General features: G+C 70.4%; 25 protein-coding genes. 13 read left to right on the top strand and 12 right to left on the bottom strand.

Annotation, left to right across the window (positions count from 1 at the left end; genetic code table 11):
• Positions 1-111: 111 nt before the first annotated feature.
• Positions 112-504, bottom strand: a complete 393-nt coding sequence (locus J0695_RS25830) for an ankyrin repeat domain-containing protein (RefSeq protein ID WP_206965787.1) — start codon at positions 502-504, stop codon at positions 112-114.
• A gap of 286 nt (positions 505-790) precedes the next feature.
• On the opposite strand from J0695_RS25830, the gene J0695_RS25825 reads away from it, so the two are divergent.
• A complete protein-coding gene (locus J0695_RS25825) occupies positions 791-985 on the top strand; it encodes a hypothetical protein (RefSeq protein ID WP_018534760.1) in 195 nt (64 codons plus the stop codon).
• 39 nt (positions 986-1,024) lie between these two features.
• Positions 1,025-2,578, top strand: a complete 1,554-nt coding sequence (locus tag J0695_RS25820; protein ID WP_206965784.1) for an ATP-binding protein — start codon at positions 1,025-1,027, stop codon at positions 2,576-2,578.
• Positions 2,579-2,614: 36 nt separating this feature from the next.
• Here J0695_RS25820 and J0695_RS25815 read toward each other — a convergent pair whose 3' ends face one another.
• Positions 2,615-4,114: an SCO1417 family PLP biosynthesis transcription factor gene (locus J0695_RS25815; RefSeq protein ID WP_206965782.1), complete on the bottom strand. Its 1,500-nt coding sequence runs from the start codon at positions 4,112-4,114 to the stop codon at positions 2,615-2,617.
• Between the two features lie 64 nt (positions 4,115-4,178).
• Between J0695_RS25815 and yczE the strand changes: the two genes are divergently transcribed.
• The 4 genes from yczE (at position 4,179) to J0695_RS25795 (ending at position 7,658) form a co-directional block, all read left to right on the top strand.
• A complete protein-coding gene (gene yczE / locus J0695_RS25810; RefSeq protein ID WP_206965780.1) occupies positions 4,179-4,862 on the top strand; it encodes a membrane protein YczE in 684 nt (227 codons plus the stop codon).
• On the top strand, positions 4,859-5,632 hold the full coding sequence (locus J0695_RS25805) for a glycerophosphodiester phosphodiesterase family protein (protein WP_206965779.1): 774 nt from the start codon (positions 4,859-4,861) through the stop codon (positions 5,630-5,632). The genes yczE and J0695_RS25805 overlap by 4 nt, the downstream gene beginning before the upstream one ends.
• 16 nt (positions 5,633-5,648) lie before the next feature.
• The gene (locus J0695_RS25800) at positions 5,649-7,022 is read left to right on the top strand and encodes an MFS transporter (protein WP_206965777.1); all 1,374 of its coding nucleotides are present in this window, start codon (positions 5,649-5,651) and stop codon (positions 7,020-7,022) included.
• 261 nt (positions 7,023-7,283) lie between these two features.
• Positions 7,284-7,658: an RNA polymerase-binding protein RbpA gene (locus J0695_RS25795; RefSeq protein WP_206965775.1), complete on the top strand. Its 375-nt coding sequence runs from the start codon at positions 7,284-7,286 to the stop codon at positions 7,656-7,658.
• Positions 7,659-7,759: 101 nt separating this feature from the next.
• Here the strand turns inward: J0695_RS25795 and fxsA are convergent, their stop codons facing one another.
• The 4 genes from fxsA to J0695_RS25775 all read right to left on the bottom strand — a co-directional run bounded on the left by fxsA (position 7,760) and on the right by J0695_RS25775 (position 11,791).
• Positions 7,760-8,338, bottom strand: coding sequence for an FxsA family membrane protein (gene fxsA, locus J0695_RS25790; RefSeq protein WP_206965773.1), 579 nt, complete (start codon positions 8,336-8,338; stop codon positions 7,760-7,762).
• Positions 8,339-8,384: 46 nt separating this feature from the next.
• Positions 8,385-9,152 (bottom strand): polyprenol monophosphomannose synthase, encoded by a 768-nt coding sequence (locus J0695_RS25785; protein ID WP_206965772.1) that lies wholly within the window; start codon positions 9,150-9,152, stop codon positions 8,385-8,387.
• Positions 9,153-9,646: 494 nt separating this feature from the next.
• Positions 9,647-11,287, bottom strand: coding sequence for an amidohydrolase (locus J0695_RS25780; protein ID WP_206965769.1), 1,641 nt, complete (start codon positions 11,285-11,287; stop codon positions 9,647-9,649).
• A gap of 63 nt (positions 11,288-11,350) precedes the next feature.
• Positions 11,351-11,791, bottom strand: coding sequence for an Lrp/AsnC family transcriptional regulator (locus J0695_RS25775; RefSeq protein WP_206965767.1), 441 nt, complete (start codon positions 11,789-11,791; stop codon positions 11,351-11,353).
• Positions 11,792-11,992: 201 nt separating this feature from the next.
• Between J0695_RS25775 and J0695_RS25770 the strand changes: the two genes are divergently transcribed.
• Positions 11,993-12,394 carry a hypothetical protein gene (locus tag J0695_RS25770; RefSeq protein WP_206965765.1) on the top strand — a complete coding sequence of 134 codons (402 nt, stop codon included), beginning with the start codon at positions 11,993-11,995 and terminating at the stop codon, positions 12,392-12,394.
• On the opposite strand, the gene J0695_RS25765 is transcribed toward J0695_RS25770, so the two are convergent.
• The 3 genes from J0695_RS25765 to J0695_RS25755 all read right to left on the bottom strand — a co-directional run bounded on the left by J0695_RS25765 (position 12,395) and on the right by J0695_RS25755 (position 16,169).
• Positions 12,395-13,486 carry a phosphotransferase family protein gene (locus J0695_RS25765; protein WP_206965763.1) on the bottom strand — a complete coding sequence of 364 codons (1,092 nt, stop codon included), beginning with the start codon at positions 13,484-13,486 and terminating at the stop codon, positions 12,395-12,397. It abuts the gene before it with no gap.
• 68 nt (positions 13,487-13,554) lie between these two features.
• On the bottom strand, positions 13,555-14,679 hold the full coding sequence (locus J0695_RS25760; RefSeq protein WP_206965761.1) for an Rv3169 family protein: 1,125 nt from the start codon (positions 14,677-14,679) through the stop codon (positions 13,555-13,557).
• Between the two features lie 317 nt (positions 14,680-14,996).
• Complete coding sequence (locus tag J0695_RS25755; RefSeq protein ID WP_206965759.1) at positions 14,997-16,169, bottom strand: acyl-CoA dehydrogenase family protein; 1,173 nt, start codon at positions 16,167-16,169, stop codon at positions 14,997-14,999.
• A gap of 302 nt (positions 16,170-16,471) precedes the next feature.
• Here J0695_RS25755 and J0695_RS25750 point away from each other — a divergent pair, with 302 nt between their 5' ends.
• A complete protein-coding gene (locus tag J0695_RS25750) occupies positions 16,472-17,764 on the top strand; it encodes a glycoside hydrolase family 18 protein (RefSeq protein ID WP_206965757.1) in 1,293 nt (430 codons plus the stop codon).
• A gap of 54 nt (positions 17,765-17,818) precedes the next feature.
• On the opposite strand, the gene J0695_RS25745 is transcribed toward J0695_RS25750, so the two are convergent.
• The gene (locus J0695_RS25745) at positions 17,819-18,451 is read right to left on the bottom strand and encodes a TetR/AcrR family transcriptional regulator (protein WP_206965755.1); all 633 of its coding nucleotides are present in this window, start codon (positions 18,449-18,451) and stop codon (positions 17,819-17,821) included.
• A 64-nt stretch (positions 18,452-18,515) separates the two neighbouring features.
• Here J0695_RS25745 and J0695_RS25740 point away from each other — a divergent pair, with 64 nt between their 5' ends.
• From J0695_RS25740 to J0695_RS25730, 3 genes are read left to right on the top strand one after another with little or no spacing between them, the layout of a single operon-like run.
• Complete coding sequence (locus tag J0695_RS25740; RefSeq protein ID WP_206965753.1) at positions 18,516-19,130, top strand: DUF6230 family protein; 615 nt, start codon at positions 18,516-18,518, stop codon at positions 19,128-19,130.
• A gap of 28 nt (positions 19,131-19,158) precedes the next feature.
• Positions 19,159-20,028: a DUF6114 domain-containing protein gene (locus J0695_RS25735; RefSeq protein ID WP_307798757.1), complete on the top strand. Its 870-nt coding sequence runs from the start codon at positions 19,159-19,161 to the stop codon at positions 20,026-20,028.
• Positions 20,025-20,921 carry a hypothetical protein gene (locus J0695_RS25730; RefSeq protein WP_206965749.1) on the top strand — a complete coding sequence of 299 codons (897 nt, stop codon included), beginning with the start codon at positions 20,025-20,027 and terminating at the stop codon, positions 20,919-20,921. Before J0695_RS25735 ends, J0695_RS25730 begins: the two co-directional genes overlap by 4 nt.
• Here J0695_RS25730 and J0695_RS25725 read toward each other — a convergent pair.
• Positions 20,899-21,036: an SCO1431 family membrane protein gene (locus J0695_RS25725; RefSeq protein WP_206965747.1), complete on the bottom strand. Its 138-nt coding sequence runs from the start codon at positions 21,034-21,036 to the stop codon at positions 20,899-20,901. The two genes, J0695_RS25730 and J0695_RS25725, sit on opposite strands and share 23 nt — an antisense overlap.
• A gap of 74 nt (positions 21,037-21,110) precedes the next feature.
• Positions 21,111-22,487, bottom strand: a complete 1,377-nt coding sequence (locus J0695_RS25720; RefSeq protein WP_206965746.1) for a C39 family peptidase — start codon at positions 22,485-22,487, stop codon at positions 21,111-21,113.
• Between the two features lie 174 nt (positions 22,488-22,661).
• Here J0695_RS25720 and J0695_RS25715 point away from each other — a divergent pair, with 174 nt between their 5' ends.
• Both J0695_RS25715 and J0695_RS25710 read left to right on the top strand, forming a co-directional pair.
• Positions 22,662-23,243, top strand: a complete 582-nt coding sequence (locus J0695_RS25715) for a uridine kinase family protein (protein ID WP_206965744.1) — start codon at positions 22,662-22,664, stop codon at positions 23,241-23,243.
• Between the two features lie 392 nt (positions 23,244-23,635).
• Positions 23,636-25,525 (top strand): AAA family ATPase, encoded by a 1,890-nt coding sequence (locus J0695_RS25710; protein WP_206965742.1) that lies wholly within the window; start codon positions 23,636-23,638, stop codon positions 25,523-25,525.
• Positions 25,526-25,548: the final 23 nt, after the last annotated feature.

Below are 25,548 nucleotides of genomic sequence, written 5' to 3'. Positions count from 1 at the left end.
TGCTTGGTGTAGACCATCTTCCTGCCTCTCGTCGGTGGCCCGAATCGGACCCGCGACGTCATGATGACCCAGCCGTATTGACCGCCGCGACCACATTTACGACGCCCGCTCTCATGAGGCGCCGAACAGCTCCACCAGCTCCGTCTTCCCGAACATCCGTGCGGTATCCACCGCGGACGGTGTTCCGGCCGCCGGATCGGCGCCACCGGCGAGCAGGGCGCGGATCACCGCGTCCTCGCCCTTGAAGACGGCTCCGGCCAGCGGGGTCTGTCCGCGGTCGTTGGCCCGGTCCGCGTCCGCGCCACGCGCGAGCAGAGCCTCCACCGCGGCCGCATGGCCGTGATAGGCGGCGAGCATCACGAGCGAGTCCCCCCGGTCGTTGCTGAGGTTCGCCGGGACGCCCGCGTCGACGTACGCGGCGAGCGGCCCGGTCTCACCGCGGCGCGCGAGGTCGAAGACCTTCGTCGCCAGCTCGATGACCTCGGGATCCGGAGCCTCGCTCATCGGACGGACCGCCTCTCTGCTGGGCACGGCACGACAGCCGTACGAGTGAATCGTCAGGGTACTGCCCGCCGGACGACATGACCCGGCCCGGCCGTGGCAAAGATCACCGCGACCGTGATCACCACGGTGACCAGGCGTGCGACACCCCGCCCGAGTGGCGGACCGGCGTACTCCAGTCCAGTGAATTTCTCGAAAAATCACCCATTTGCACCTTTTATCGCATAGATACTTTCTGTGAGCCTGGAAGAACTCATGGTGACTGTCCCCACAACCAGGAGAACCCCTCATGATCCTGTCGATCTCAGGCGTGGTGTTGCTCGGAATCATCGTCTTCCTGTTTTTCAGGAAGGACGGACTCAAAGCGTCACACGCGCTCGTCTGCGCCCTCTTCGGTTTCTATCTCGCGGGCACCGCCATCGCCCCGAGCATCAAGGCCGGGGGCGCCAGCCTCGCCAGCCTTCTCGGCGGGATCAAGTTCTGACCTCTCCCCCCACCCTCCCCATCACCCCTGGAGACAGACGTGGCCCGGCGACCACTCCCCCGCATTCTGAGCAGCAGCAGTGCCTCGATCACCCGCAGCCGCGAGATTGCGCGAACGGCCGCCGACAGCGCCACCGACGTCCTTCACCCGCTGATCACGATCAGTCGTGGTCTGCGGAAGCTCGCAGCAGGGGGGCGGCTCAAATGGGCGTCCCTGCCCAAGGAGCGGCGCGGTCCCGCGCTGTTCCTGGCCGCCGCCTGCGTCCTGGTGGTCGCGCTCATCCCGTACGGGCCGTTGCTGGCCCTGATCACGGTGATGGCCGCGGCCGCCTGGAAGGGCCGCGAGCGCGTCCCCGTACAGACCGGTCCCGGCGAGGCGGAGACCGGTCGCCTCCAGTCGCTCTACGAGGCCCTGGTGCCGTACTTCTCGGTGCCGGAGGACCCCGCTCCGCTCTTCGCCCACGGCGGCGAGTGGGACAAGGCGTTCAGTGACTACGAGTTCGACGCGGACGGGCGCATCAGCACACTGCGGATGAAGTACCCGGCGTACTTCACCGACGGCGAGGCCGCTTCCCGCGCCCGTATCGAACAGCTGCTGCACGCCAAGTCGGGCCGCGGCCGCGAGTACCACTTCGCCTGGGACGAGGAGGGCAACCAGCTCGTGATGAGCGTGCTGCCCGCCCTCTCCACCTCCATCGCCGCCCAGCCGTTCGTCACCACCCCCGGCGAGACGGTCATCGGATTCACCGACGCGGGTGCGGTGCAGCGCACCATGCCGGTGACGGACGGCGAGGAGACCTGTGACGCGCCGCCGGTCGTCTGGCGGACGGGAGCGCGCTCGACGGAGCCGCATCTGCTCGTCGTCGGCGAGCCCGGCAGCGGCACCACGACCCTGCTGCGCTCGATCGCTCTGCAGACGCTGCGGTACGGCGATGTGCTGATCATCGAGGGCAGCGGAACCGGCGAGTACGCCTGCCTCACGGGGCGCAGCGGCGTCCTGGCCGTCGAGTGCGGCCTCGCCGGGGCCCTGGCCACCCTGGAATGGGCGGCGCACGAGACCGAGCGCCGGCTCATCTCGGCCAACCGGGCCAGGCAGGCGGGCCACCCCGCACCCGAGGACACCAAGCGCCCGCTCTGGATCCTCCTCGACCGGCCCAGCATCTTCGGCCATCTCGCCGCGGCCGACGGACGCACCGATCCCCAGCAGCTGTTGCAGGTCCCACTGCGGCACGGCAGGGCGGCCAACGTGACGGTGGTGGTGGCCGACCAGTTCGACACCCTGGACACGCTCAGCGACACCGTCCGCCAGCACACCCGCGCGCGGGTGGTGCTCGGTCCCGCCTCGCCCGAGCAGGTGGAGTCGGTGCTCGGCGCCCCGCCGCACACCACACCCACGGCCGTGGTCCCGCCGGGCCGGGGCTACGCACGCCTGGGCACCGGTCCGGTGCTGCGCCTCCAGGTCCCGGCCACACCCGATCCGTACGACGACGCCACCAGTGAGGCGCACCGCCAGGCGGTCATCGACCTGCTTCCGGAGCGCCAGGTCCCCCTGGACTCGGCGCCCGTGGAGGCCGCCGTACCGGCTGAGGGCTGACCTGAGCGCCGGCGCTCAGGCCTCGGCCGTCAGTCCTCAGGCGACGAAGGTCCGCGGGGCGTCGGCACCGGTGCCCGCACCGGTCTCGACCAGCCTCGCGGCAGCCGCCAGCCGGGCCGCGGCCTCCACGGCCACGGGACCGCCGACCGTGAACGGCAGGCGTACATATCCCTCGAAGGCCCCGTCGACCCCGAAGCGGGGCCCCGAAGGGACCCGCACCCCCACCCGCTCGCCGACCTCGGCCAGCCGGGAGCCGGAGAGCCCCCCGGTCCGTACCCACAGGGTCAGCCCGCCGTGCGGGACGTCGAACTCCCAGCTCGGCAGCTCCTTGCGCACCGCGGCGACCAGGGCGTCGCGGTTCTCCCGTGCCTGGGCACGGCGAATGGCGACGGCCTCCTCCCATCCCCCGGTGCTCATCAGCCAGTTGATGGCGAGCTGCTCCAGCACGGGCGTGCCCAGGTCGGCGTAGGCCCGCGCCGCCACCAGGCTGCGGATCACGTCGGGCGACGCCCGCACCCAGCCGATCCGCATCCCGGCCCAGAACGCCTTGCTCGCCGATCCGACGGTCAGCACGGTGGACCCCGACGGGTCGAAGGCGCAGACGGGGCGCGGCATCTCGGTGTCCGCGTCGAGGCAGAGTTCGCTCATGGTCTCGTCGGCGATGAGCACCGTGCCCGCCGATCGTGCCGCCTCCACCAGCTGCCTGCGCTGGTCCTCGTCGGCGAGGGCGCCGGTCGGGTTGTGGAAGTCGGCGACCACATAGGCCAGCCGCGGCGCCGCGTCACGCAGCACCTGACGCCACCGCCCCAGGTCCCAGCCGCCGAGGCCCTCGGCCATGGCGACGGGCACCAGGCGCGCTCCGGCCTCCCGCATGAGCTGCAGGATGTTGGCGTACGACGGCGACTCGACGGCGATCCGCTCGCCGCGCCCCGCGAAGAGATGGCAGATGGCGTCGATGGCGCCCATCGCCCCGGTGGTGACCATGATCTGCTCGGGCATGGTCGGGATGCCCCGCGCGGTGTAGCGGTCGGCGAGCATCTGGCGCAGCGCGGGCAGCCCGGCCGGGTAGTCGCCGTGCGTGTGCGCGTACGGAGGCAGGTCCTCCAGCGCGCCCTGTACGGCCCGGGTGAGCCAGGGTTCCGGAGCGGGCAGCGAGGCGCAGCCGAGGTCGATCATCGAGCCGAGGGCCTCGGGCGCCAGCGGTTCCAGGCCGCGGGCGGGCAGCGGATTGCCCGCGGGCACCGCGGTCCAGCTGCCGGCACCGCGGCGGGACTCCAGGAAGCCCTCGGCGCGCAGCGCCTCGTAGGCGGCGGCCACGGTGGTACGGCTGACGGCGAGCGCCAGGGCCAGTTCGCGTTCGGCGGGGAGCCTGGCCGCGACGGGGACCCGGCCCTCCAGGACCAGGAGCCTGACGCCGTCGGCGAGGGCCCGGTAGGCAGGGGGCTTACGGGTCCCGGGTCCGGCGGGACGGGACTGCTGGGCGTTGAGCTGGCGGGCCAGCTGAGCCGGTCCGACCGCTGAAGTCCACTGAGCCATGGATTTCAGTCCACCTTCCCCGAATTGGCCATGGTTGGCATCTGACGACAAGCCACAGAGTGTCATGTATCAGTCCACCACCACTGCACGGGGGAACGCTTTGTCCAGGAATCTCACCCGCCGGCTGGTGCAGCTCTACGTCGGCCTCGCGTTGTACGGGGCGAGCTCGGCGCTCCTGGTGCGCGGTGGTCTCGGCCTTGAGCCCTGGGGCGTGCTCCACCAGGGGCTGGCCGAGCGCACCGGGCTGACCATGGGCGAGATAGCGATCATCGTCGGCGCCGCGGTCCTGCTCCTCTGGATCCCGCTCAGACAGCGCCCCGGACTCGGCACGGTCTCCAACGTCTTTGTCATCGGCATCGCGATCGACTCCACCCTCGCCCTGCTTCCCGAGGTCCACGGCCTGTTCGGCCGGATCGCGCTGACGGTCACGGGGATCGTGCTCAACGGGGTCGCCACCGGCCTCTACATCGCCGCCCGCTTCGGCCCCGGGCCGCGCGACGGGCTGATGACCGCACTCAACCGGATCACCGGACGGTCGGTCCGCCAGGTGCGGACCGCCCTCGAAGTGGCTGTCGTGGCGACGGGTTTCCTGCTCGGCGGCACCGTCGGCGTGGGCACGGTCGCGTACGCCCTGGCGATCGGTCCGCTTGCCCAGTTCTTCCTGCGCGTCCTCGCCGTTCCGGCGCCGGGCGAAGGCAGCACGGTCGTCGCCGGCGGTACACCGGAGCAGGCGACAATGCGCGGGTGACCCGCATACGCCACCCCTTTCTGGACTGTCTCGGCGATGGACTGCCGATCCCCTTCGCCCACCGCGGCGGGGCTGCGGACGGCCTGGAGAACACCGCGGCCGCCTTCAGACGCGCTTCCCGGGCGGGGTTCCGCTACTTCGAGACCGATGTGCACGCCACGGCGGACGGCCGACTCGTCGCCTTCCACGACGCGACCCTGGACCGGGCGACGGACGCGCACGGCCGGATCTCCGCTCTTCCGTGGAGCGAGGTCGGGCGCGCCAGGGTGGCGGGCCGTGAGCCGCTGCCGCTCTTCGCGGAACTCCTCGACGAGTTCCCCGGGGCCCGCTGGAACGTCGATGTCAAGGCGGAGCGCGCCCTCGCCCCGCTGATCGAACTGATCCGCAGGACGGATGCCTGGGACCGGGTCTGCGTCGGCTCCTTCTCCGAGAGCCGGGTGTCCAGGGCGCAGCGCCTCGGGGGCCCGCGCCTCGCCACGTCCTACGGCGCCGGCGGCGTACTCGCGCTGCGCCTGCGCTCCTTCGGTCTGCCCGCGCCCCTTCGGGGCAGCGCCGTCAGCGCCCAGGTGCCGGAGTCGCACAACGGGATCAAGGTGGTCGACCGGCGCTTCGTCCGGGCCGCACACGCCCGCCAACTGCAGGTCCACGTATGGACGGTCAACGATCCGGGCCGGATGCACGCGCTTCTCGACCTCGGCGTGGATGGCATCATGACCGATCATCTTGAGACTTTGCGCGCGGTCCTCACCGAGCGGGGAGCGTGGATCTGACGATCGGGGACGCCAGTTGAGCACGGAGTCGACGAAAACCGCGCGGGCGGCGGGGAGCACGGCGACCGGGGACGCCCGCAGACGCGAGCAACACGGCTGGTACTTCTACGACTTCGCCTGCTCGGTCTACTCCACGAGCGTGCTCACCGTGTTCCTCGGCCCCTACCTCACCTCGGTCGCCAGGGCCGCCGCCGACGCGGAAGGCTTCGTCCACCCGCTGGGGATCCCGGTGCGCGCCGGTTCGGTCTTCGCGTACGCGGTCTCGCTGTCGGTCGTCGTCGCCGTCCTGGTGATGCCCCTGGCGGGCGCCGCGGCGGACCGCAGCGGCCGGAAGAAGCCGCTGCTCGCCGCGGCCGCGTACACCGGTGCGACCGCCACCGTCGGCATGTTCTTCCTGGACGGCGACCGCTATCTCCTGGGCGCGCTGCTGCTGATCGTCGCCAATGCGTCACTCTCGGTCTCGATGGTGCTCTACAACGCCTATCTCCCCCAGATCGCCGGTCCCGAGGAACGCGACGCGGTCTCCTCGCGGGGCTGGGCGTTCGGCTACACCTCCGGTGCGCTCGTGCTGGTCCTCAACCTGGCGCTGTACTCCGGCCACGACAGCTTCGGGGTCTCCGAGGCGACGGCGGTGAGGATCTGCCTCGCCTCGGCCGGGGTCTGGTGGGGCGCCTTCACGCTCATACCGCTGCGGCGGCTGCGCGACCGGAGGACGAATCGTTCCGACAGCACGGGCACGGGTGCGGTCGGTGCCGGATGGCGTCAGCTCGTGGCGACGCTGCGGGACATGCGGCGCCATCCGCTGACGCTCTCCTTCCTGCTCGCCTATCTGGTCTACAACGACGGCGTCCAGACGGTGATTTCGCAGGCGTCGATCTTCGGCTCGGAGGAGCTCGGCCTCGACCAGACCACGCTGATCACTGCCGTCCTGCTGGTCCAGGTGCTCGCGGTGGCCGGGGCGCTGGGAATGGGCCGGATGGCCAGGACGTACGGCGCCAAGCACACGATCCTCGGCTCGCTCGCGGTCTGGGCGCTGATCCTGGTGGCGGGGTATTTCCTGCCCGCGGGGAGGCCCGTCTGGTTCTTTCTGCTCGCCGCGGCGATCGGGACGGTCCTGGGCGGCAGCCAGGCGCTCTCCCGGTCGCTCTTCTCCCACCTGGTGCCCGCGGGCAAGGAGGCCGAGTACTTCTCCGCGTACGAGATGAGCGACCGCGGGCTGAGCTGGCTCGGACCCCTGGTATTCGGTCTGGCGTACCAGCTGACGGGCAGCTACCGCGACGCGATCGTCTCGCTCGTGGTCTTCTTCCTGCTGGGTTTCTTCCTGCTGGCGCGGGTACCCCTGAGGCAGGCGGTGGCGGCTGCGGGAAACGCTGTGCCGGACCGAATTTAGACCTTCAAGTAAAAGGCCGCTAGTGTACGCCTTTGGTCTGCCAGGCGGACCGTTACTGCGTGGTGATTACGTCAAGACGCAGGGTGACATCTTAGATCAGATGTGACAAAGCGGGCACTGGTGGGTACAACAAGGGGCGGCGCGACGGGCGACGCATGACCGGCAACGGGAATCTTTGCCGCCGACCGGACGTTGACCGGATAACGACGACAGCGACAGCGATACCTGTCCTGTGGGCGACAAGCCCGGGAGGCACGATTCATGAGTGAGCGAGCTCTTCGCGGTACACGCCTCGTGGTGACCAGCTACGAGACCGACCGCGGCATCGACCTGGCCCCGCGCCAGGCGGTGGAGTACGCATGCGAGAACGGACATCGCTTTGAGATGCCGTTCTCTGTAGAGGCGGACATTCCGCCGGAGTGGGAGTGCAAGGCGTGCGGCGTCATGGCACTCCTGGTGGACGGGGACGGCCCTGAGGAGAAGAAGGGCAAGCCTGCGCGTACACACTGGGACATGCTCATGGAGCGGCGCACCCGCGAGGAGCTCGAGGAGGTGCTGGCCGAGAGGCTGGCCGTCCTTCGCTCCGGCGCCATGAACATCGCAGTGCACCCGCGGGACAGCCGCAAGTCCGCGTAACGCCGAGGCGTTCGCGTACAGCACGTACAAGAGCCGCCGGCCGCCACACGCTTCAGGGCGTGTGGCGGCCGGCGGCTTCTTGCTGTCCGGACTGCTGGTGGTCAGGAAGTGAGCGGCGGGCGGGGGCCGTCGTCCCGGCGCGGACCCTGGCCGTCCTCCCTGATGACCTCGCCCTGGACGACCTTGCCGTCGGGGCGGTGCATACGTGCCTGCTGGAAGGCGTCGCCGAGGGTGCCGGGCGTCGCCGCGCTCATACGGCGCTGCAGCGAACGCTCGGTGAACCGGCTGAGCAGGGATCGCACCGGCGGCAGGAGGCACAGCAACCCCACCGCGTCGGACACGAATCCGGGGATCATGAGCAGCAGTCCGGCCAGCATGAGGAAGCCATTGCCGCCGCTCTCCGCACCGCCGGGGCCCGCCGGGGGTACGACCCCCGACTGCTGTTGCTGAAGCGTCTCCGTGAGGCTCCTGAAGGCCCGGCGGCCCGCCCGCTTGATCACGGCGGCGCCGAGCACGAAGCCGCCCACCAGGAGAAACAGGACGGTCAGCCCGCTCGTGGCACTCGCCACGACGGTCAGCAGCCAGACCTCCAGCACCAGCCAGGCGGCGACGGCGAGAGGCACGATCGTGCGGGCGCGTGAGCGCTTGGGAACTGTCGGGGGCGGTGAGCCGGTCGTCATGCTCCCAGTGCGCCTGGACGCGCGCCGTGATGGCGTAAGGGGGAGATCAGGACGGCTTGCGTCCGAGGAGCTTGTTGGCCCGGGAGCCGACGCCCCAGACCGTGACCCGCCACAGCGCCTCGACGACGATGTCCTTGCTCATCTTGGAGTCGCCGATCTCGCGCTCCACGAAGGTGATCGGGACCTCGACGACATGGAAGCCCCCCTCGACCGCACGGCGGGCGAGGTCGACCTGGAAGCAGTACCCCTGGGAGGCGACCTCGTCCAGGCCGAGCCCTTCGAGGGTCTCCTTGCGGAAGGCCCGGAAGCCACCGGTGACATCACGGATCGAGACACCGAGAAGCAGCCGTGAGTACGTGCTGCCGCCCCGGGAGATGAGCTGGCGGTACTTGGGCCAGTTGACGGTACGGCCGCCCGGCACCCAGCGCGATCCGAGCACCAGGTCCGCGCCCTTGAGGGCGGTGAGCAGCCGGGGCAGCTCCTCGGGCTGGTGCGAGCCGTCGGCGTCCATCTCGACAAGGACCCCGAAGCCGTTCTCGATGCCCCAGCGGAAGCCCGCGAGGTAGGCCGCGCCGAGGCCTTCCTTGCCCTTGCGGTGCAGTACGTGGACCCGGGCGTCGCCCGCGGCGATCTCGTCCGCGATCTTGCCGGTGCCGTCGGGACTGTTGTCGTCGGCGACCAGCACCTCCGCCTCGGGCACCGCGGCACGGACCCGGGCAACGATCGGCTTGATGTTCTCGGCCTCGTTGTAGGTCGGAATGATGACCAAGGCCTTGCCGAGCGGACCGTATCGCCGCTCACCGCCGTCGTTCACTGCTGCCCCTTACTGTCCATGCGCTGATGCATCACCTTATCGAGCGCACATGCGGAGGCTGCCGCCGACGCTCACTTGCGCCGTACGGAACTGCGGATCGGGGCCCGGCGTCCTTCGGGCCGACCTCGGACCCGCCGGCTGCGAGTCGACCGAAAGCCGTTGTCTACTGAACCCCGGGCCCCACCCGGGTGCCACCATCCGGCCTGCCGAAACCTTCCCTCGCCCCCGAGGCGCGGGCGCTGAACCTGGCTCCCAGTGACGGTGTGCCTGACCGGCACACCACCCCATGACCCAGCGGCGTTCGACGACTGCGTGGAGGTTTGCCGACCGGACGTCCTGTGGTGGACTCGGCCGAACCTACCCGCCGGTGACTGCTTTCTGTCAACAGTCGCCCTACCTGCGGTGTTGACCCAAATCTCCAGGTCAGTACGGAAGATCCGCAGGTGGCCGGAGAGCGCGTCGGCCATCGATCGGCGGTACGAAATGTCCCTTTGTCACTCGTTCGGACGCACGAAGACCGTTTGTCCGAACACCACGGTCCGCAGGCAGACCGGGAGTTCGGCGCCCGGGGTGAGGTCGGGAAGACCGGGCGTACCGGAGCGGGGGTCGGTGGACCAGCGCGAGACCCGGTCGTCCGGGGCCTGGACGACGAGCTCGGAGGTGCGCCAGACCGCGTAGTCGGCCGGGGCGCCGGGTACCAGCACGCCCGCGTCGTCGCGGCCGATCGCCCGCCAGCCGCCGCGGGTGTGGGCGGTGAACGCGGCGCGCGCCGAGATGCGGTGCTCGGGAGTGCGGTGGAAGGCGGCGGCGCGCACGGTGCCCCACGGGTCGAGCGGCGTGACCGGGCTGTCGGAGCCGAAGGCCAGGGGGACCCCGGCACGCAGCAGGGCGGCGTACGGATTGAGCGTGCGGGCCCGGTCGGCGCCGAGCCGCTGGGCGTACATGCCGCTCTCGCCACCCCAGGCCGCGTCGAAGGCGGGCTGGACGGACGCGGTCAGACCGAGTTCGGCGAAGGCGGCGACGGTCTCCGGGGTGAGCATCTCGGCGTGCTCGACGCGGTGGCGGGCCGCGCGGATGCGGGTCAAACCGACCTTCTGGGACGCGGCACGGACCCCGTCGACGACGGCGGTGACCGCGGCGTCGCCGATGGCGTGGAAGCCCGCCTGGAGGCCGGCCTCGGTGCAGGCGGCGACATGCGCGGCGACTGCCGCCGCGTCGAGGTGGGCGGCGCCGGTGTGCGGGGCGTCGGCGTACGGCTCGTGGAGGCAGGCGGTGTGCGAACCGAGGGAGCCGTCGACGAAGAGGTCGCCGGCGGCGCCGATCGCACCGAGTTCGCGGATGCGTTCGGCGTCCTTGGCGTTCGCAATCTCCTGGGCCCAGTAGCCGAAGACCCGGGGTCCCGCCTCGTCGGCGGCGAGCTTCAGCAGCGAGGTGAAATCGTCCGCGTCGGAGATCTCGGGGCCGCCGCACTCGTGGAGCGCGCCGATGCCGAGCGAGGCCGCGTGCCTGAGGGCCGCGCGCTGCGCCTCGGTGCGCTGCCCGGGGGTGACGGCCGCGTGCGCGGCGGCGCGCACCGCGTGGTGGGCGGCGCCGGTGAGGGGGGCGTCCGGGTGGTAGCCGGCGAGCCCGGTGACGCCGGGCACCAGGTCGAGGAGTGCGGTGGAGACCACGGCCGAGTGGACGTCGACCCGGGGCAGATAGAGCGGCCGGCCGCCGGCGGCCTCGTCGAGCGCCCGGCGGGACAGCGACTGCTCGCCGGTCCAGCGCGCGGCGTCCCAGCCGTGGCCGAGCAGGATCTTGTCGCCGGGCCTGGCCTCGGCATGGGTCCGTACGAGAGCGAGCGCCTCGGCGGCGGTACGGGCCTTCGAGAGGTCGAGGCCGGTGAGGGCGAGCCCGGTGGAGGTCGTGTGCACATGTGCGTCCGTGAACGCGGGGGTGACCAGAGCCCCTTCGAGGTCGACTGTTTCGTCGACACCGCTCGCGAAGGCGTCCGCGGCCCCTTCGGAGCCGACCCAGGCGACATGACCGCGCTCGACGACCATGGCGGTGGCGAAGGGGTCGGCGGGGCTGTGGATGTCTCCACCGCGCAGCAGCACGGTGCGGTGGTCGGCCCGGGGGGTGGTGTGCTCGGTCATGGGGACCAGTCTCGCGCCTCCGGACGGGTGGTCCCCACCGGGGGTACCGCTCGGGCGCGGCCCTCAGATGTGCGGGGGGCGGGCCTCGTACGGGGTGGAGAGGACGACCGTCGTGCGGGTGGAGACGCCCGCCAGGGACCTGATCCGGGTGAGCAGGTGCTCCAGGGCGAGCGGGGTGGCGACACGGACCTTGAGGATGTAGTTCTCGTCACCGGCCACGCTGTGGCACGCCTCGAGCTCGGGGACCCCGGCGAGCCGTTCCGCGATGTCGTCGGGGGCGCTGGGGTCGAAGGGCTTCACGGAGATGAACGCGGTGAGCGGCAGCCCGACCGCCTCCGGGTCGACGACCGCCGCATAGCCGCGGATGACCCCGCGCTGCTCCAGCCTGCGGACGCGCTGATGCACCGCCGAAGTGGACAGGCCGGTGGCCTTGCCCAGGTCGGTGTAGCTCATCCGCCCGTCCTTGACGAGCAGCCCCACAATCTGACGATCCAGCTCCTCCATGCGGATCAACCTATGGCCAGGGACGGCATCCGGCACAGTCGCGGCAACCCGAAAGGGGCACCTGCGACAGGCATGTGACGAACACCACAGGTTTGTGACCGTGTCCACGGGGTCGGCGCGGTTACCGCAACGACCTGACGGGAAGTGCTTGCTGTGGTCGAGGCCACTGCGCCTGGTCGGCCCACCCTAGGGGGAGTCTCCATGCAGAACCTGAAGTCCGTTGATCCCATCGCATCCTTCGACTCCGTCGACAACGATGCCGACACCCAGCTGGACGCGTACGACACCTTCGAGATGTTCCGGGTCATCTGCCCGGACTGTGCGCAGCCGATCGCGCTCCTGGCGGACGAGGACGTACTGCCCGAGCACGCGCTCTGCGCCAGCCCGTGGAACCCCTTCGGGCTCACGGCATGCGCGGGGACCGGCCGGCCGGCCGCGGACGCCAAGCCCGCCGACGAGACGCTCGAGGTACAGGAGCAGGTCACCGCGCTGCTGCTGACGCTCCCTCAGGGACTCGACTGGCGCACGCAGCCCTTCTCGCATGTGGGCGGTCCGGGCTCGCAGCCGATCAGGGTTCCGCAGATGCGGAGCGAGGCCGCCTGATCACCAGTACGTTCCGCGCACCATGGCTTCGAGGCTGCCCTGGTGCAGGATCATCCGGTCCGGGTTCTCCGGGACCTGGACCTCACCGAAGTGGACCTGGCGGTAGGCGATTCTGAGCATCACGATCGCGTGCCGCAGGGCCGCGTAGAGCGTGTGGAACTCCATGTCGCGCGGGGTGTGCCCGGTGAGCGACGCGTACGCGCCCTCGATGTTCTCGCGGCGCAGGAAGTCCGGCAGTCCGCTCTGACCGAAGGACTCGGTGAGGTCCTGGAAGAAGCGGTGCAGATAGACCGCCCAGCCGAGGTCGAGTTCGCACGGCCCGTAGGCGGCCATCTCCCAGTCGAGTACGGCGGCGGGATCGAAGCCGTCGTAAATGATGTTGCCGATCCTGGCGTCGCCCCAGCCGAGGACGGACGGCCCCTCGTCGTTCGGCCAGTGGTCGTCGAGCCAGTCGAACGCGCTCTCGATGAGCGGTGAGGGCGCCACACCCTTCACCACCCAGGCGTAGTAGGCCCGTTGGGCCGCCACATGACGGCGCAGCGGACTGCCCGATCCCTCAGGGAGCAGGAACTCCGCTTCCTTCGGCGGGAACTGGGTGTGCAGCCTTGCGAGGACGGAGACCGTTCCGCGCTCCAGACGGGCGCGTTCGGCGTCCGTCGCGGCGTGCAGCCAGTTCCCCTCGTACGTGTAAGGCATGACGTCGGGCGGCACCCTGCCCTCGGCGCGGTCCATCACGAAGAACGGTGCGCCGAGCGGGGCCGGGTCCGTCTCCAGCCAGCGCACGCACGGCACCGGGATGTCCGTGTGCTCGGCGACCAGGCTCATCACGCGGTGCTGGCGCTCCATGTCGTACGAGGGGAAGACGGTGTACGCGGCCGGGTCTGCGGCCAGCCGCAGGGCGCAGGCCCGCACCGGTGCGTCGGGGTGGACGAGGTCGAACAGCAGCGTCTCGCTGGACATGCCGTTGGAGTCCGGGACGGTGATGCCCTCGACGCGTGCGCCGGGCAGCGGTCCGGAGAGCCAGGCCGTCAGCCGGTGGCCGAGCTCCTGCGGGTCGCGGGTGGTGGTGCGGGGGCGGGGTGCCGTGGTCATGGCGGTGCTCCTCGCTCGCGGGGCTTGAAGGGCGTTCAGAGGGCGTTCAAGGGGCCTTCAGGAGGCCTTCAGGGAGCGACCGAGTCGTAGCCGGTGAATCCGCTCGGGTCGTGGCGGCCGAAGCTGCCGTGCTCGAAGATGCCGTGGCCGGTCTGTCCGTCCAGGGTGAAGCGGGCCGCGTGGTCCGTGACGCCGAAGGCCGCCATGCGCTGGGTCGCCGGGTCCGAGAGGTCGTAACCGCGCCGGTCGGTCCAGCCGCGCCCCTGCCAGCTGCCGTGCTGCCAGTCGGTGGCGGGCGGGTAGCCCGCGCCGACCGCGAGGGGCGAGGAGCGGAGGATCTCGACGCCCAGCTCCAGGGGTTTGCCCGCAGGGTCGGCGAGATGGACGACGGCGCGCTCGGGGTGCCGGGTGCCGGGGCGGTAGGTGATGTCGGTCCTGGGCCAGCCGAGCTGGGCGTCGGGCGCTCCTTCCCGTACGAGAAGAGCCTCGTTCAGCGTGCGGTATCCGTCCGCGTCCTCCTGGGCGATGACCATGACGAATCGGTCCTCGAAGCGGACGGGGATCCAGAGCCAGTGGAACCCTTCGGGGCGGTGCTCCTCCGCGGCGCGGCCGCCCTCCTCGCCGGGGATGGGCCGCACGCCCCAACTGCGGTCCCTGGTACCGGTCCACTCCCCCGCAGTGAGGAGGATCTCCTCGCCTCCCGCGCGGATGGTCCCGGTGCAGTTGCCCGCCTGGACGTAGCGGCGGCCCTCCAGCATCAGACGGTCGCCCCGGCGCTGGGTGTGGTGGGGTTCCCAGACGGCGGGGAAGTCCGCGCTCCACTCGATGTCGAACGCGAGGGAGCCGGGGTCGTCCGGGTCGGGGTCGCAGTGCAGGGTCAGCCGGCGCAGCGGCTCGTCGACGGTGATGCGCAGCGGTCCCACGGAGAGGTTCATGCGGTCGTCGGAGAGGGCGTCCGAGGCCCGTACGGCGAGGAGTTGGTCCCCGCGGCTCAGCGTCGCGTAGGCGTCGATCACACCCGTGTTCGGGTAGACACCCAGTCCGACGATGAGCAGGGCCCTGCCTTCGTGGTCGAAGACATGGAATATGCAGCGGTCGTAGGCGTTCCGGTCACCGGTCGCGACATGTTTCATCGACAACGGCGCCTGGTGGATGGGGTATTCGTCGAGTGCAACGGGTCGGTCCACGGCCACGGCGTACCTCCAGGGCGGCAAGGGAGTTGACGGTACGTCAGAAACCCGGCCGGGAGCCAGAGCCCTGAAGGCGCGGAAGCCGTGACCTGAGAGCGGCGTCCGGCGTTTGCCCGGTATGACCCCTGTGCACATCACGGCCGGCACGGGGCGGCGCCGACTCGCCGCCCCGGCACCGGAAGAATCGGTTCCGCACTTCTCCGCCACGCCGATCTACCAGAGCATCCTCCACCGCTGGGAGAGCGCGGGCAGAACCCTGCCGGGACGCCGCGACCAGGAGTGGTCGCGGCTCACGGCGTTCCCCGCCTGGACCGCGCCCGTCAGTGGGACTCGGGACCGGCAAGGTGGCGTGCGATGACCATCCGCTGGATCTGATTGGTGCCTTCCACGATCTGCAGCACCTTGGCCTCGCGCATATAGCGCTCGACGGGGAAGTCCACGGTGTAGCCGTACCCCCCGAGCACCTGGACCGCGTCGACGGTGACCTGCATCGCCGTGTCCGTACAGAAAAGCTTGGCCATGGCGGCCTGCCGGGAGAAAGGCCGCCCGGCGTCGCGCAGCCGTGCGGCGGCCAGATAGAGCGCCCTGCCCGCCTCGATACGGGTGGCCATGTCGGCCAGCATGAAGCGCAGCCCCTGGAAGTCCGCGATGGGGCGGCCGAACTGCTCCCTGCCGGTGGCGTACGCGACCGCCTCGTCCAGCGCCGCCTGGGCGACGCCGACGGCGCAGGCGGCGATGCCCAGCCGGCCGGAGTCGAGGGCGGAGAGCGCGATGGCGAAGCCCTGGCCCTCCTCGCCGAGCCGGCGGGAACCCGGGACCCTGACGCCGTCGAAGTTCAGCTGGGCCGTGGGCGAGCCCTTCATGCCCATCTTCTTCTCCGGCGCGGCGGCGTTCAGCCCCTCGGCGTCACCGGGTACCAGGAAGGCCGTGATGCCCCGGGCGCCCTCGACGCCGGTCCGGGCGAGGACTGTGTAGAAGTCGGCGTATCCGCCGTGGGTGATCCAGGCCTTGGTGCCGGTGATCACCCAGTCGTCGCCGTCGCGCACGGCCTTCGTACGCAACGAGGCGGCGTCGGATCCCGAGGAGGGTTCGGAGAGGCAGTACGCGCCGAGCAGCCCGCCGCCGAGCATGGCGGGGAGATGGGCGGTCCGCTGCTCCTTGGTGCCGTAGCCGGCGAGGGCGTGGCAGGCCAGTGAGTGGACGCTGACACCGAGGCCGACCGTGAGGCGGGCGGCCGCGAGCTCTTCGAGCACCTGGAGATAGACCTCGTACGGCTGGTCCCCGCCGCCGAATTCACTGTCGTACGGGAGTCCCAGGAGGCCGGACTCGGACAGCAGAGTGAAGATCTCGCGCGGGAAGTGCCCGGCCTCCTCCTCGGCGGACGCTCCGGGTGCGATCTCGCGCTGGACGATCTCTCGTACGAGCGCGATGAGGTCCCGGGACTCCTCGGTGGGCAACTGACGGTCCACCAACTGCGGGGCGCGGTCGGGCATGGCGACGCTCTCCTCCCTGTCGGGCGCGGCGGCGAACGCGCGGCCAGGGTGTGGCGGCGCCGCCGGGTCTCGGCCTTGCAGCCGATGCTGCCCTCCCGGATCACGGAAGAGGCTGACCAGCGGCTGTGGCGGCTTGAGTATGCCCGATCGGCGGACTCCCGTCACGGGTCGGAATTGGTCCGAACCATTGACCACACTGGTCTAGTCCTTCTAACGTTCACCCCGGGCGCCTTGCGCGTTCATGTCAAACAAGGCTCCACGGCACGATCCCCCCACGCTCCCCTCCCCCACGAGGTGACACGATGCTCGGACCACACCGTTCCCGCGCCCGCTTCAGGGCGCTCATCGCCGCGGCCTGTACGGGCGTGCTCGGCGCGACTCTGCTCTTCGGGGCCGGCAGCGCCTCGGCCGGCGAAGAGACCGCACCGGCCGCACGGACAGCGCAGACGACACAGACGACACAGACAGCACAGACGGCACAGGCCGCAGCGGCAGGCAGCAAGGTCGTCGGATATTTCGCCGACTGGGATGTCTACCAGCGCAATTACCACGTCAAGAACATCGAGACGTCGGGTTCCGCGGCCAAGCTGACCCACATCAACTACGCCTTCGGGAACGTCACCGGCGGCAAGTGCGCGATCGGTGACGCCTACGCCGACTACCAGAAGACGTACGACGCAGCAGGCAGCGTCGACGGCGTCGCCGACACCTGGGACCAGCCGGTCGCGGGGAACTTCAACCAGCTCCGCGAGCTGAAGAAGCTGCATCCCGGGCTCAAGGTCATCTGGTCCTTCGGCGGCTGGACCTGGTCCGGCGGCTTCGGGCAGGCGGCCCAGGACCCCGCAGCCTTCGCGCAGTCCTGCTACGACCTGGTCGAGGACCCCCGGTGGGCCGATGTCTTCGACGGCATCGACATCGACTGGGAGTACCCAAACGCCTGCGGTCTCTCCTGCGACACCAGCGGCGCCGCGGCCTTCAAGAACGTCCTGTCCGCGCTGCGCGCCAAGTTCGGCACGTCGAACCTGGTCACCGCGGCCATCACCGCGGACGCCTCGGCCGGCGGCAAGATCGAAGCGGCCGACTACGCGGGCGCGGCCCAGTACGTCGACTGGTACAACCCGATGACGTACGACTTCTTCGGCGCCTGGGACGCCCAGGGCCCCACGGCCCCGCACTCCCCGCTCACCTCGTACACCGGCATACCCAAGGCGGGCTTCAACACCGACGCGGCGATCACCAAGCTCAAGTCGCTCGGCATCCCGTCGAACAAGCTCCTGCTCGGCATCGGCTTCTACGGCCGCGGCTGGACCGGAGTGACCCAGGACGCACCCGGAGGCACGGCGACGGGGCCGGCCCCCGGGACGTACGAGCAGGGCATCGAGGACTACAAGGTGCTCAAGTCCAGCTGCCCGGCCACGGGTACGGTCGCCGGCACCGCGTACGCCAAGTGCGGTACCAACTGGTGGAGTTACGACACCCCGGCCACCATCGCGGGGAAGATGAGCTACAAGAACCAGCAGGGCCTCGGAGGCACCTTCCTCTGGGAGCTCAGCGGTGACACGTCCAACGGCGAGCTGATCAAGTCCGTCAGCTGACCGTCTCCACAGCGCACCTGGGGTGGGGAGCCGAACGGCTCCCCACCCCTCGCGTCATGTCCCGGCCGGCGGCGGGGACGGACACTCCGGCACGAACTCCTCGATGGCGTCGAGGGTCTTGCGCAACATCCGCACCAGCAGCTCGCGCACGGTGTCCCGCTCCAGCTCCTGGTGGCTCAGCCAGTCGAGCGTCACGCTCTCGACCGTGTTCAGCCAGCCGCGCAGCGCGAGACGGGCGAGCAGCGGGATCTCCCTGCGCCCGTACGCACCCATGGCGATGGTGGCGATCAGTTCCTCGCGCACCACGTCGCGGATCGCGAGCACCTGGGTGTCGAAGCCGACGCCGCCGGTGACGATGGTGCGGTACGCCGCCTGGTGGTGCTGGGCGTAGAGCAGATACCCGTCGATGGTGCGGTGCACCCGCTCGGCGCGCGGCAGCTCTGTGTGGCCGGCCGCGCCTGCGACCAGTTCGGCGACCGAGTCCTCGACGATGGCCAGGTAGTAACCGCGTTTGCTCTTGAAGTAGTAGTAGATCAGTCCCTTCGCGACGCTCGCGTGCTTGGCGATGTCGTCCATGGACAGCGCGTCGTACGAGGTGTCGGCGAACAACTTCCGCCCGGTTGCGATGAGTTCGGCGCGTCGAACCTGGGATCGTTCGGTCGTTCCGCGCTGTTGACTATTATTCAAATTCAGCCCTAGTCTCCCACTGCCTCAGGATTCCCGCAGTATGGCAGACGTACGGGAGGACCAAGTGAGCGCAGCCAAGCGGCCGTTGACCGAGGGCCGTACCTCATGGAAGAAGACCGCCGTCGTCGCCGTCCCCGCGATTCTCGCGGTCGGCGTCATGGCGTCCGTCATGGCCCAGGGCGCCCTCGCCGCGTCCTTCGCCGTCTCCGGCACCAGCTTTCAGGTCGCTTCGGGGAAACTCACCAGCTCGGGCCTCTCGTCGTACGTCCAGACGGACCGGTCCGTCGACGGCAAGGGCCACCCCGTGGCGCTGCTCGGCCTCGGCGACGCTCGGCTCTCCGACATCTGTCAGGCGGCCGAGGTCAAGACCCCGGTGGGGAACGTGGTGTTCAAGCTGACCGCGGGCGGGGCCGCGGGCGAGGTCACCGCCAGCAGTCTCGTCATCGACGGCGAGGACCTGGTCGGCGACGCCCACTTCGGCACGGCGCAGATCGGCCGGGACGCGTCGACCCTGGACGCGGTGCCCGGGGTCAAGGGCGAGGTGGGCAAGTTCGGCCTGCAGGCCGGGGACATCGAGGTCGACGGGGTGAAGTCGCACGCCTGGTCGGCCACCGGCGGGAACTTCCATCTCAAGGGGCTCAGGGTCGATGTGAGCCTGAACGGCAAGAAGTGCTTCTGAAATGGGATGGCTGGACGATCGCCTTCCGTTGCCCGACGCACGGCACGAATCAAGGAAATGGCGGCGCACCCGGCCCTTCTGGGCCGGACTGCTGCTCATCCTCGGCGGCCTGGAACTGCTCCTGGTCCCGCTCTCGCCACTGACCATCCTGGTCAGCCTGGGCCTCGGCGGGATCGCGGCCATCGGCATCGGTCTCGCGCTGATGGCCGCGGGGGCCTTCCTGTGGTTCCTGCCGCACACCCGCCACTACGTCTCGATCAACGCCCTGATCCTGTCGGTGCTCTCGTTCGCCGCGACCAATCTCGGCGGCTTCCTGGTCGGGATGGGCCTGGGCATCGCGGGCAGCGCGATGGGCTTCTCCTGGAATCCCGTACGGGAGGAGGAACCGCTGCCGGACCGGGGCAGGAACCGTACGCTCGCGGCCGCGCTGCCCGTCGTCCTGCTGGCCGTGCTGGGCCGTCCGGTCCAGCAGGCGCCGGCGCCCGGCTCCGTCACGGTGCCACGCTCCACGCCGACCATCACGACCACGCTCTTCGCGCCGAAGGGCTTCCTGATCGCCGGTGTACGGGAAGTGCCGAGCGCCGGTGGCCCCGTGAAGGTCATGGTGCTGAAAATGAAGTCGGCCTCGCTCACCGACTACCGCCTCACCACCCACGACGGCGGGAACGACATGAGCCTGGGCGCCGACACCCTGGACCTGAGCGGTGATGTGACGCTCTACCTCACCAAGTTCAGCGGCTGTATCGAAGGCGTCATCTGTCTGACCTTCACGCCGGACGGGCTGCCCGTGCCGCCCGTGGTGCCGCCGTTCGTCTTTCTGACGGATGTCAGCGCCGACCAGGCCCTGGTCACCTCCGACTCGATCGACACGACCGGTCTGACGCTGGGGGCCACATGATCCAGATCCAGGCCGCCCTCTTCTGGGCGTACGGCATCGGCGCGACCTTCGCCCTCTCCGCAGGGCGCCAACTGCAGTGGTGGGAGCGGTCGGTGCACGGTGAGGGGGTACGGACGAGGAGCCGCGCGGCCAACCCCTATCTGGCCCTGACCCTGCTCTTCGCCGCGGTGCTGATGGTGCCGACCGGGCTCTTCCTGCTCTGGCAGAACCCGTCCTGGGCGACGATGCACGTGGCGACCGGGCACGACGGGGTGTGGGCGGGGTTCGTGCTGATCTACGCGGGCGGGATCGTGGTGGGCACGCTGCTCGGGTTCCTGGCGGCGCAGGCCCTCGTCCTGGTGGGCGCCGGGTACTGGGCGTATCTCCAGTGCGTGGGCGGTTACTTCCTGCTCTTCGGGACCCTGATCCACGGCTGGGACGGCACCGGCTACCGGCGGATGCTGACCACGAGTACGGCCGCGTACCGCGACTGGCCGAAGGACAGCGTGGTCAACCACGTACTGGACTTCCTGACGTCCGGGACCTTCCTCGCCCTGCTGGTCCTGGGCGCGGCGGTGATCGGGACCATGCTGCTGACCGAGATCGGCTGGCTGGTGGAGGGGTGGAAGCTGCCCGGCGCGGACGAGGACCGCAGGGTGCCGCAGCTCCTCGCGGTCGCGATCGCGGGAGCGGGCGTCCACGGTCTGCCGTTCCTCGGGGCACTGACCGCGAGCATCCTCATGCATCTGCTGGGCGGACCGCTCGGCCTGGCGCTCTTCGCCGTACTGGCCGGCTTCGCGCTGCTGGCGCGGCGCAGTCCCGTGCGCTGGCTCTACGGCCTGGTGGGGGTCCCCGCCCGGCACTGGAAGGCCGACCTGGAGGACCCCGTGCTCACATCAGACCGGTCTGGGTGACGAGCATCGCGAGGACCACGACGAAGGTCCAGCCCGCGATGTGCTCGACGATCTTGTTGGTGTTCCTGGGGCCGCCGGTACGGGCGCGGGAGGACTTGATGGCGGTGGCAGTCATGCTTTCCACAGTGCCAGTGGATCCGGCCCCCGAGGTAGAGACGTTGGTCACTGCCCCGGGGGCCGAACCGCCGGTCAGCGGATGCCGACCGCCGCGAGAGCCCGCTTCTGGGCGGGCGTCGGGTGGGCGGGCCAGTAGAGGTAACAGACACCGCCTGTGCCGGAGGACACACCGCCCGAGGCGTTGTACCGCTTGGTGCGGAGCCAGATGTTCTCCCACTCGGCACGCTTGTAGACGTGCCGCACCGCGGCGTCGTTCGGCGAGGCCGGATCGTTGGCGATCACATCGCCGTCGGCGGTGAAGCCGACGACGGTCATCAGGTGGCCGGAGGTCCCGTACCCGGCACCCGTCAGCTCCGTCTTGAGGAAGGACTGGGACGTTATGGCCGGGATGCCCGCCCGGATCAGCGTCTCCAGGTCGTTCAGCGAGGAGAGCCGGGTGACGACGGCGCTCATGTCCTTGTACGTCGCCGCGTAGGCGGCGTTGAAGGGCCAGTTGCCGCAGCCCTCGTACTGGTAGTCGTAGGTGAAGCGGGCCGCGTGGTCGACCTCGGGGTCGATGTACGACGGGTCCACCCAGGCCAGGTCGGCGGCGGTCGGGCCCCGCCCCCAGTACTTGATGATCATCGCGGAGGAGGTCGGGCTGCACCAGGCCTCGCCGCCGTTGTCGTACTCCGGGTACTGACCGGCGTGGACGTTCTGCGAGAAGCGCGGAACATCCAGTTCCTTCGCCAGGCCCGGCGTCGACGCGGGCACGGTGAAGCGGTCGGGCACCTCGGAGGCCATCGCGCCCAGGCGCCACACGGTGGGCGTGAGCTTGGTGCCCGGGGTGCGGTAGAGCGTCAGGCGCAGCCGGTACGAGAGGAGGCGCAGCCCGCTCGCCGCGTCGTCGATGGAGAAGGTGTCGGTCCAGATGGAGCTCTTGCCGTCGCTCTGGTCGTCCACCGAGGTCCGCTTGATGTCGCCGTCGCCCGCCGCCCAGCGGCCCATCACGTACCAGGGGGTCGCGGTGGAGTCGGAGTACGTGCCCTGCAGTTCGACCTGGATCCAGGTGCCGGCCGGGGCTGCCGCGTTCCAGGAGGCGATGACTTCGGTGGCCGGGACGTGCGAGCGGTGGACGGGCGAGATCCAGGTCGCGTACTCCCAGGTGGAGGTCTTCTGGGTGTGCGGGTCGGTGTAGTCGGTGCGGCCCTTGGGCGCGCCGATGACCAGGCCGGGGCGGCGGCCCGCGACGGCGTGCGTGCCGGAGCCCGCGCCGCAGCGCCAGTCGGTGTACGAGGTCCAGGCCTGGTTGTCCACGAGCGAGGGCTTCCCGGTTCCGGGCTTGCCCGGACGGGCGGCGGAAGTGGCGGGGGTGGCGGCCGAGGCGGGTGCGGCGGACCCGGCAGCGGTGGCCGCGGCTGCCGCGAGCGCGGCGGCGAGGACGGATCTGCGAGGAGTGGAGCTGGTCACAGTGATGGACCCCCAGTCGGATGCGGATGGGGCAGCAAGTGCTGAGCAGTGGGGCAACTATCGCGGGTTCCGGCCGACTTCTGCCAGTGATTCCAGCCGCGTCCTGTCACCAATATTGGTGTGGACCACTGGCGTGACCTGCGGTGGATCAGACGCCTCACTAGGGTGATCCCCATGGAAGACCTTGATCGTCTGGCAGCTGCGGCCGCCGCGCTGCCCGCCTCCTGCGGACCGGTGCGGATCGTCGGCGTCGACGGCCATGCGGGCTCGGGCAAGAGCACCTTCGCCGAGCGCCTCTCCGATGCGCTCGGCGGCGCGCCCGTGCTGCACCTCGACGACCTGGCCACCCACCAGGAGCTGTTCACCTGGACGGACCGGCTGCTCACCACGGTGATCGGCCCGCTCACCCGGGGCGCCGCCGCACGGTACGCACCGTACGACTGGACGCATCGCACCTTCGGCCCCGAACGCGTCCTGGAGCCCGCGCCCGTCGTGCTGATCGAGGGCGTGGGGGCGGGGCGCCGGGTGCTGCGGCCGTTTCTGGCGCGGCTGCTGTGGATGGATCTGGGCGCGGAGGAGTCCTGGGCCCGGGGCCGGCGCAGGGACGGGCCCGCGCAGCGGGAGTTCTGGGACGGATGGACCGCGGCGGAGGTACGACATTTCTCGGCGGACCCCTCGAAGCCCTTCGCGGACCTTCTGGTGCGGCAGGGCAGTACGGGATACGAGTGGCTTCAGCAGCCTTCCGTGACAGCCTGAACGCACCACTCCCTCACGGAGGGTGACAGTCCTACCGTCGGGTATCGAATCGCCCGAAGTCGGCCGCCCGCAGTGCCCCAACTCCGCTTGACCCAGGGCCCGTACAGGTCTTACGTTCTCAATGTGCGGTTTTTCGAAGCCGCCGCAGACGCGAAGCCCCCGGTTGTTCCCCCGTGATCGGGGGCTTCGTTCTGCCCCCACCCCCCGTTTTCCGGGCGCCACACCCCCCTTTCCGATCACCCTCGGTCACCGTCCGCCCACTGGGACGCGCGTCGACAACTCCCCCGCAGCTCTTCGGTACTTGCACCCTGCGCAGGTACGATGCCCTTCGGGGCGGCACCGGCCAGCGGGCCGGTCTGCACAGTACGGGGGCACGGTCTGTGGGGGACGTGATGGACTTCGGCATGCAGGGCACGGGGGCCCCGGCCGATCTCGCCTGGCTGCGTGGTGTGGATGCCTACACGATGGGCGCATATCCGCAGGCCGAGGAGGAGTTCAGGGCCGCTGTGCGGCTCGACCCGGGGATGGCGGACGGCTGGCTCGGACTCCACGCGCTGCGCGTGGACACCACCACCGCGCTGCTGAGGATGCACCGCCACCGGGACCGCTTCGGCGAACAGCGCACACGCCACCGGCGAACGCTCAACTCCTGGTACTGGCTGGGCTGGTGGGTCCAGCCGGTCCTGGAGAGCCCGCGCGACCTCTTACTCGCGCACGCCTCGCACTGGCTCGACGGACGCCACGTCCCGGAGCTGGACCGGGCGCTGGCGGGCCTGCCGCCCGTCGACACGGATCCGCAGGTGCGCTTCCTGCACGCCTGCCGCGCCTACCTCGCCAAGGACTGGGAGCGTCTCGTACGCCATACCGAGTCGCTGGTCGACGATCCGCTGCTCGGCATCGAGGCGGGCCTGTTCGGCGGTATGGCAAGAGTGCGCCTGGAGATGTACGGACAGGCCGAACCGCTCCTCGCCGCCTCCCTGATGCGCTGCCGCAGCGAGCAGCCGCAGCGCAAGGAGCTCCGCTACTGGCTCGCCCGCGCCCACGAGGGCACCGGCCGCAGCGCCGCCGCCCTCCCCCTCTACCGGGCCGTGCACCGGGTGGACCCGGCGTTCATGGACACCTCGGCACGGCTGGCCGCGATCACCGACTCGGACGGCGCCGACGGGTACGACGACTCCACCGACTTCGCCGCCGTGTCGCTCACCGGACTCGGCCAGGACGTGCGCGACGGCGACGCCCTCTACGAGAGCGACCAGCCGGAGGGCAGGGAGCTGCGGTTCGGCGCCGACCCGCTCGCCGCCACCGCGGGACCTCCGCACGATCCCGTACGCCACAAGACGTCCATCCCCGCGCAGCCGTCGGGTCCCGAGCTGCCGACCGGGCCGACGGATCCGGTGCTGCTCGCCGAGGCCATAGACGAACTGGAGCGCATGGTCGGCCTGGAGCCGGTGAAACGCCAGGTCAAGGCCCTCTCCGCACAGCTCAACATGGCTAGGCTGCGCGCGGGGCAGGGACTTCCCGTCCAGCCGCCGAAACGTCACTTTGTCTTCTCCGGTCCTTCGGGGACGGGCAAGACCACCGTGGCCCGGATCCTGGGGCGGGTCTTCTACGCCCTGGGGCTGCTCGGCGGCGACCATCTGATCGAGGCCCAACGGTCGGACCTGGTCGGCGAGTTCCTCGGGCAGACCGCCGTCAAGGCGAACGAGCTGATCGACTCGGCGCTGGGCGGGGTGCTCTTCGTCGACGAGGCGTACTCCCTCTCCAACTCCGGCTACAGCAAGGGCGACGCGTACGGCGACGAGGCACTGCAGGTGCTGCTGAAGCGCGCCGAGGACAACCGCGACCATCTGGTGGTCATCCTGGCCGGCTACCCCGAGGGCATGGACCGCCTGCTGGCGACCAACCCCGGGCTCTCCTCGCGCTTCACGACCCGGGTCGACTTCCCCTCGTACCGGCCGCTGGAGCTCACGTCGATCGGGGAGGTGCTGGCCGCCGACAACGGCGACGTCTGGGACGAGGAGGCGCTGGACGAGCTGCGGTCGATCAGCGGGCACGTGGTCGACCAGGGGTGGATCGACGAGCTGGGGAACGGCCGGTTCCTGCGGACGCTGTACGAGAAGAGCTGCGCGTACCGGGATCTGCGGCTGTCGGGGTATGCGGGGATGCCCACCCGGGACGATCTGTCGACGCTGCGGCTGCCGGATCTGATGCAGGCGTACGGAGAGGTTCTGTCAGGCCGCGGACCGGTGAACCGGGGTCAGCAGGAGCCCCCGCCGCTGTAGGACCCCTCCCCGGGGCTCCGCCC

The organism is Streptomyces beijiangensis, from assembly GCF_017315755.1.
In the GTDB taxonomy this organism is placed as follows: domain Bacteria; phylum Actinomycetota; class Actinomycetes; order Streptomycetales; family Streptomycetaceae; genus Streptomyces; species Streptomyces beijiangensis.
Note: the sequence above shows the minus strand (reverse complement) of the source record. Positions and strands in the feature narration are given on the sequence as shown.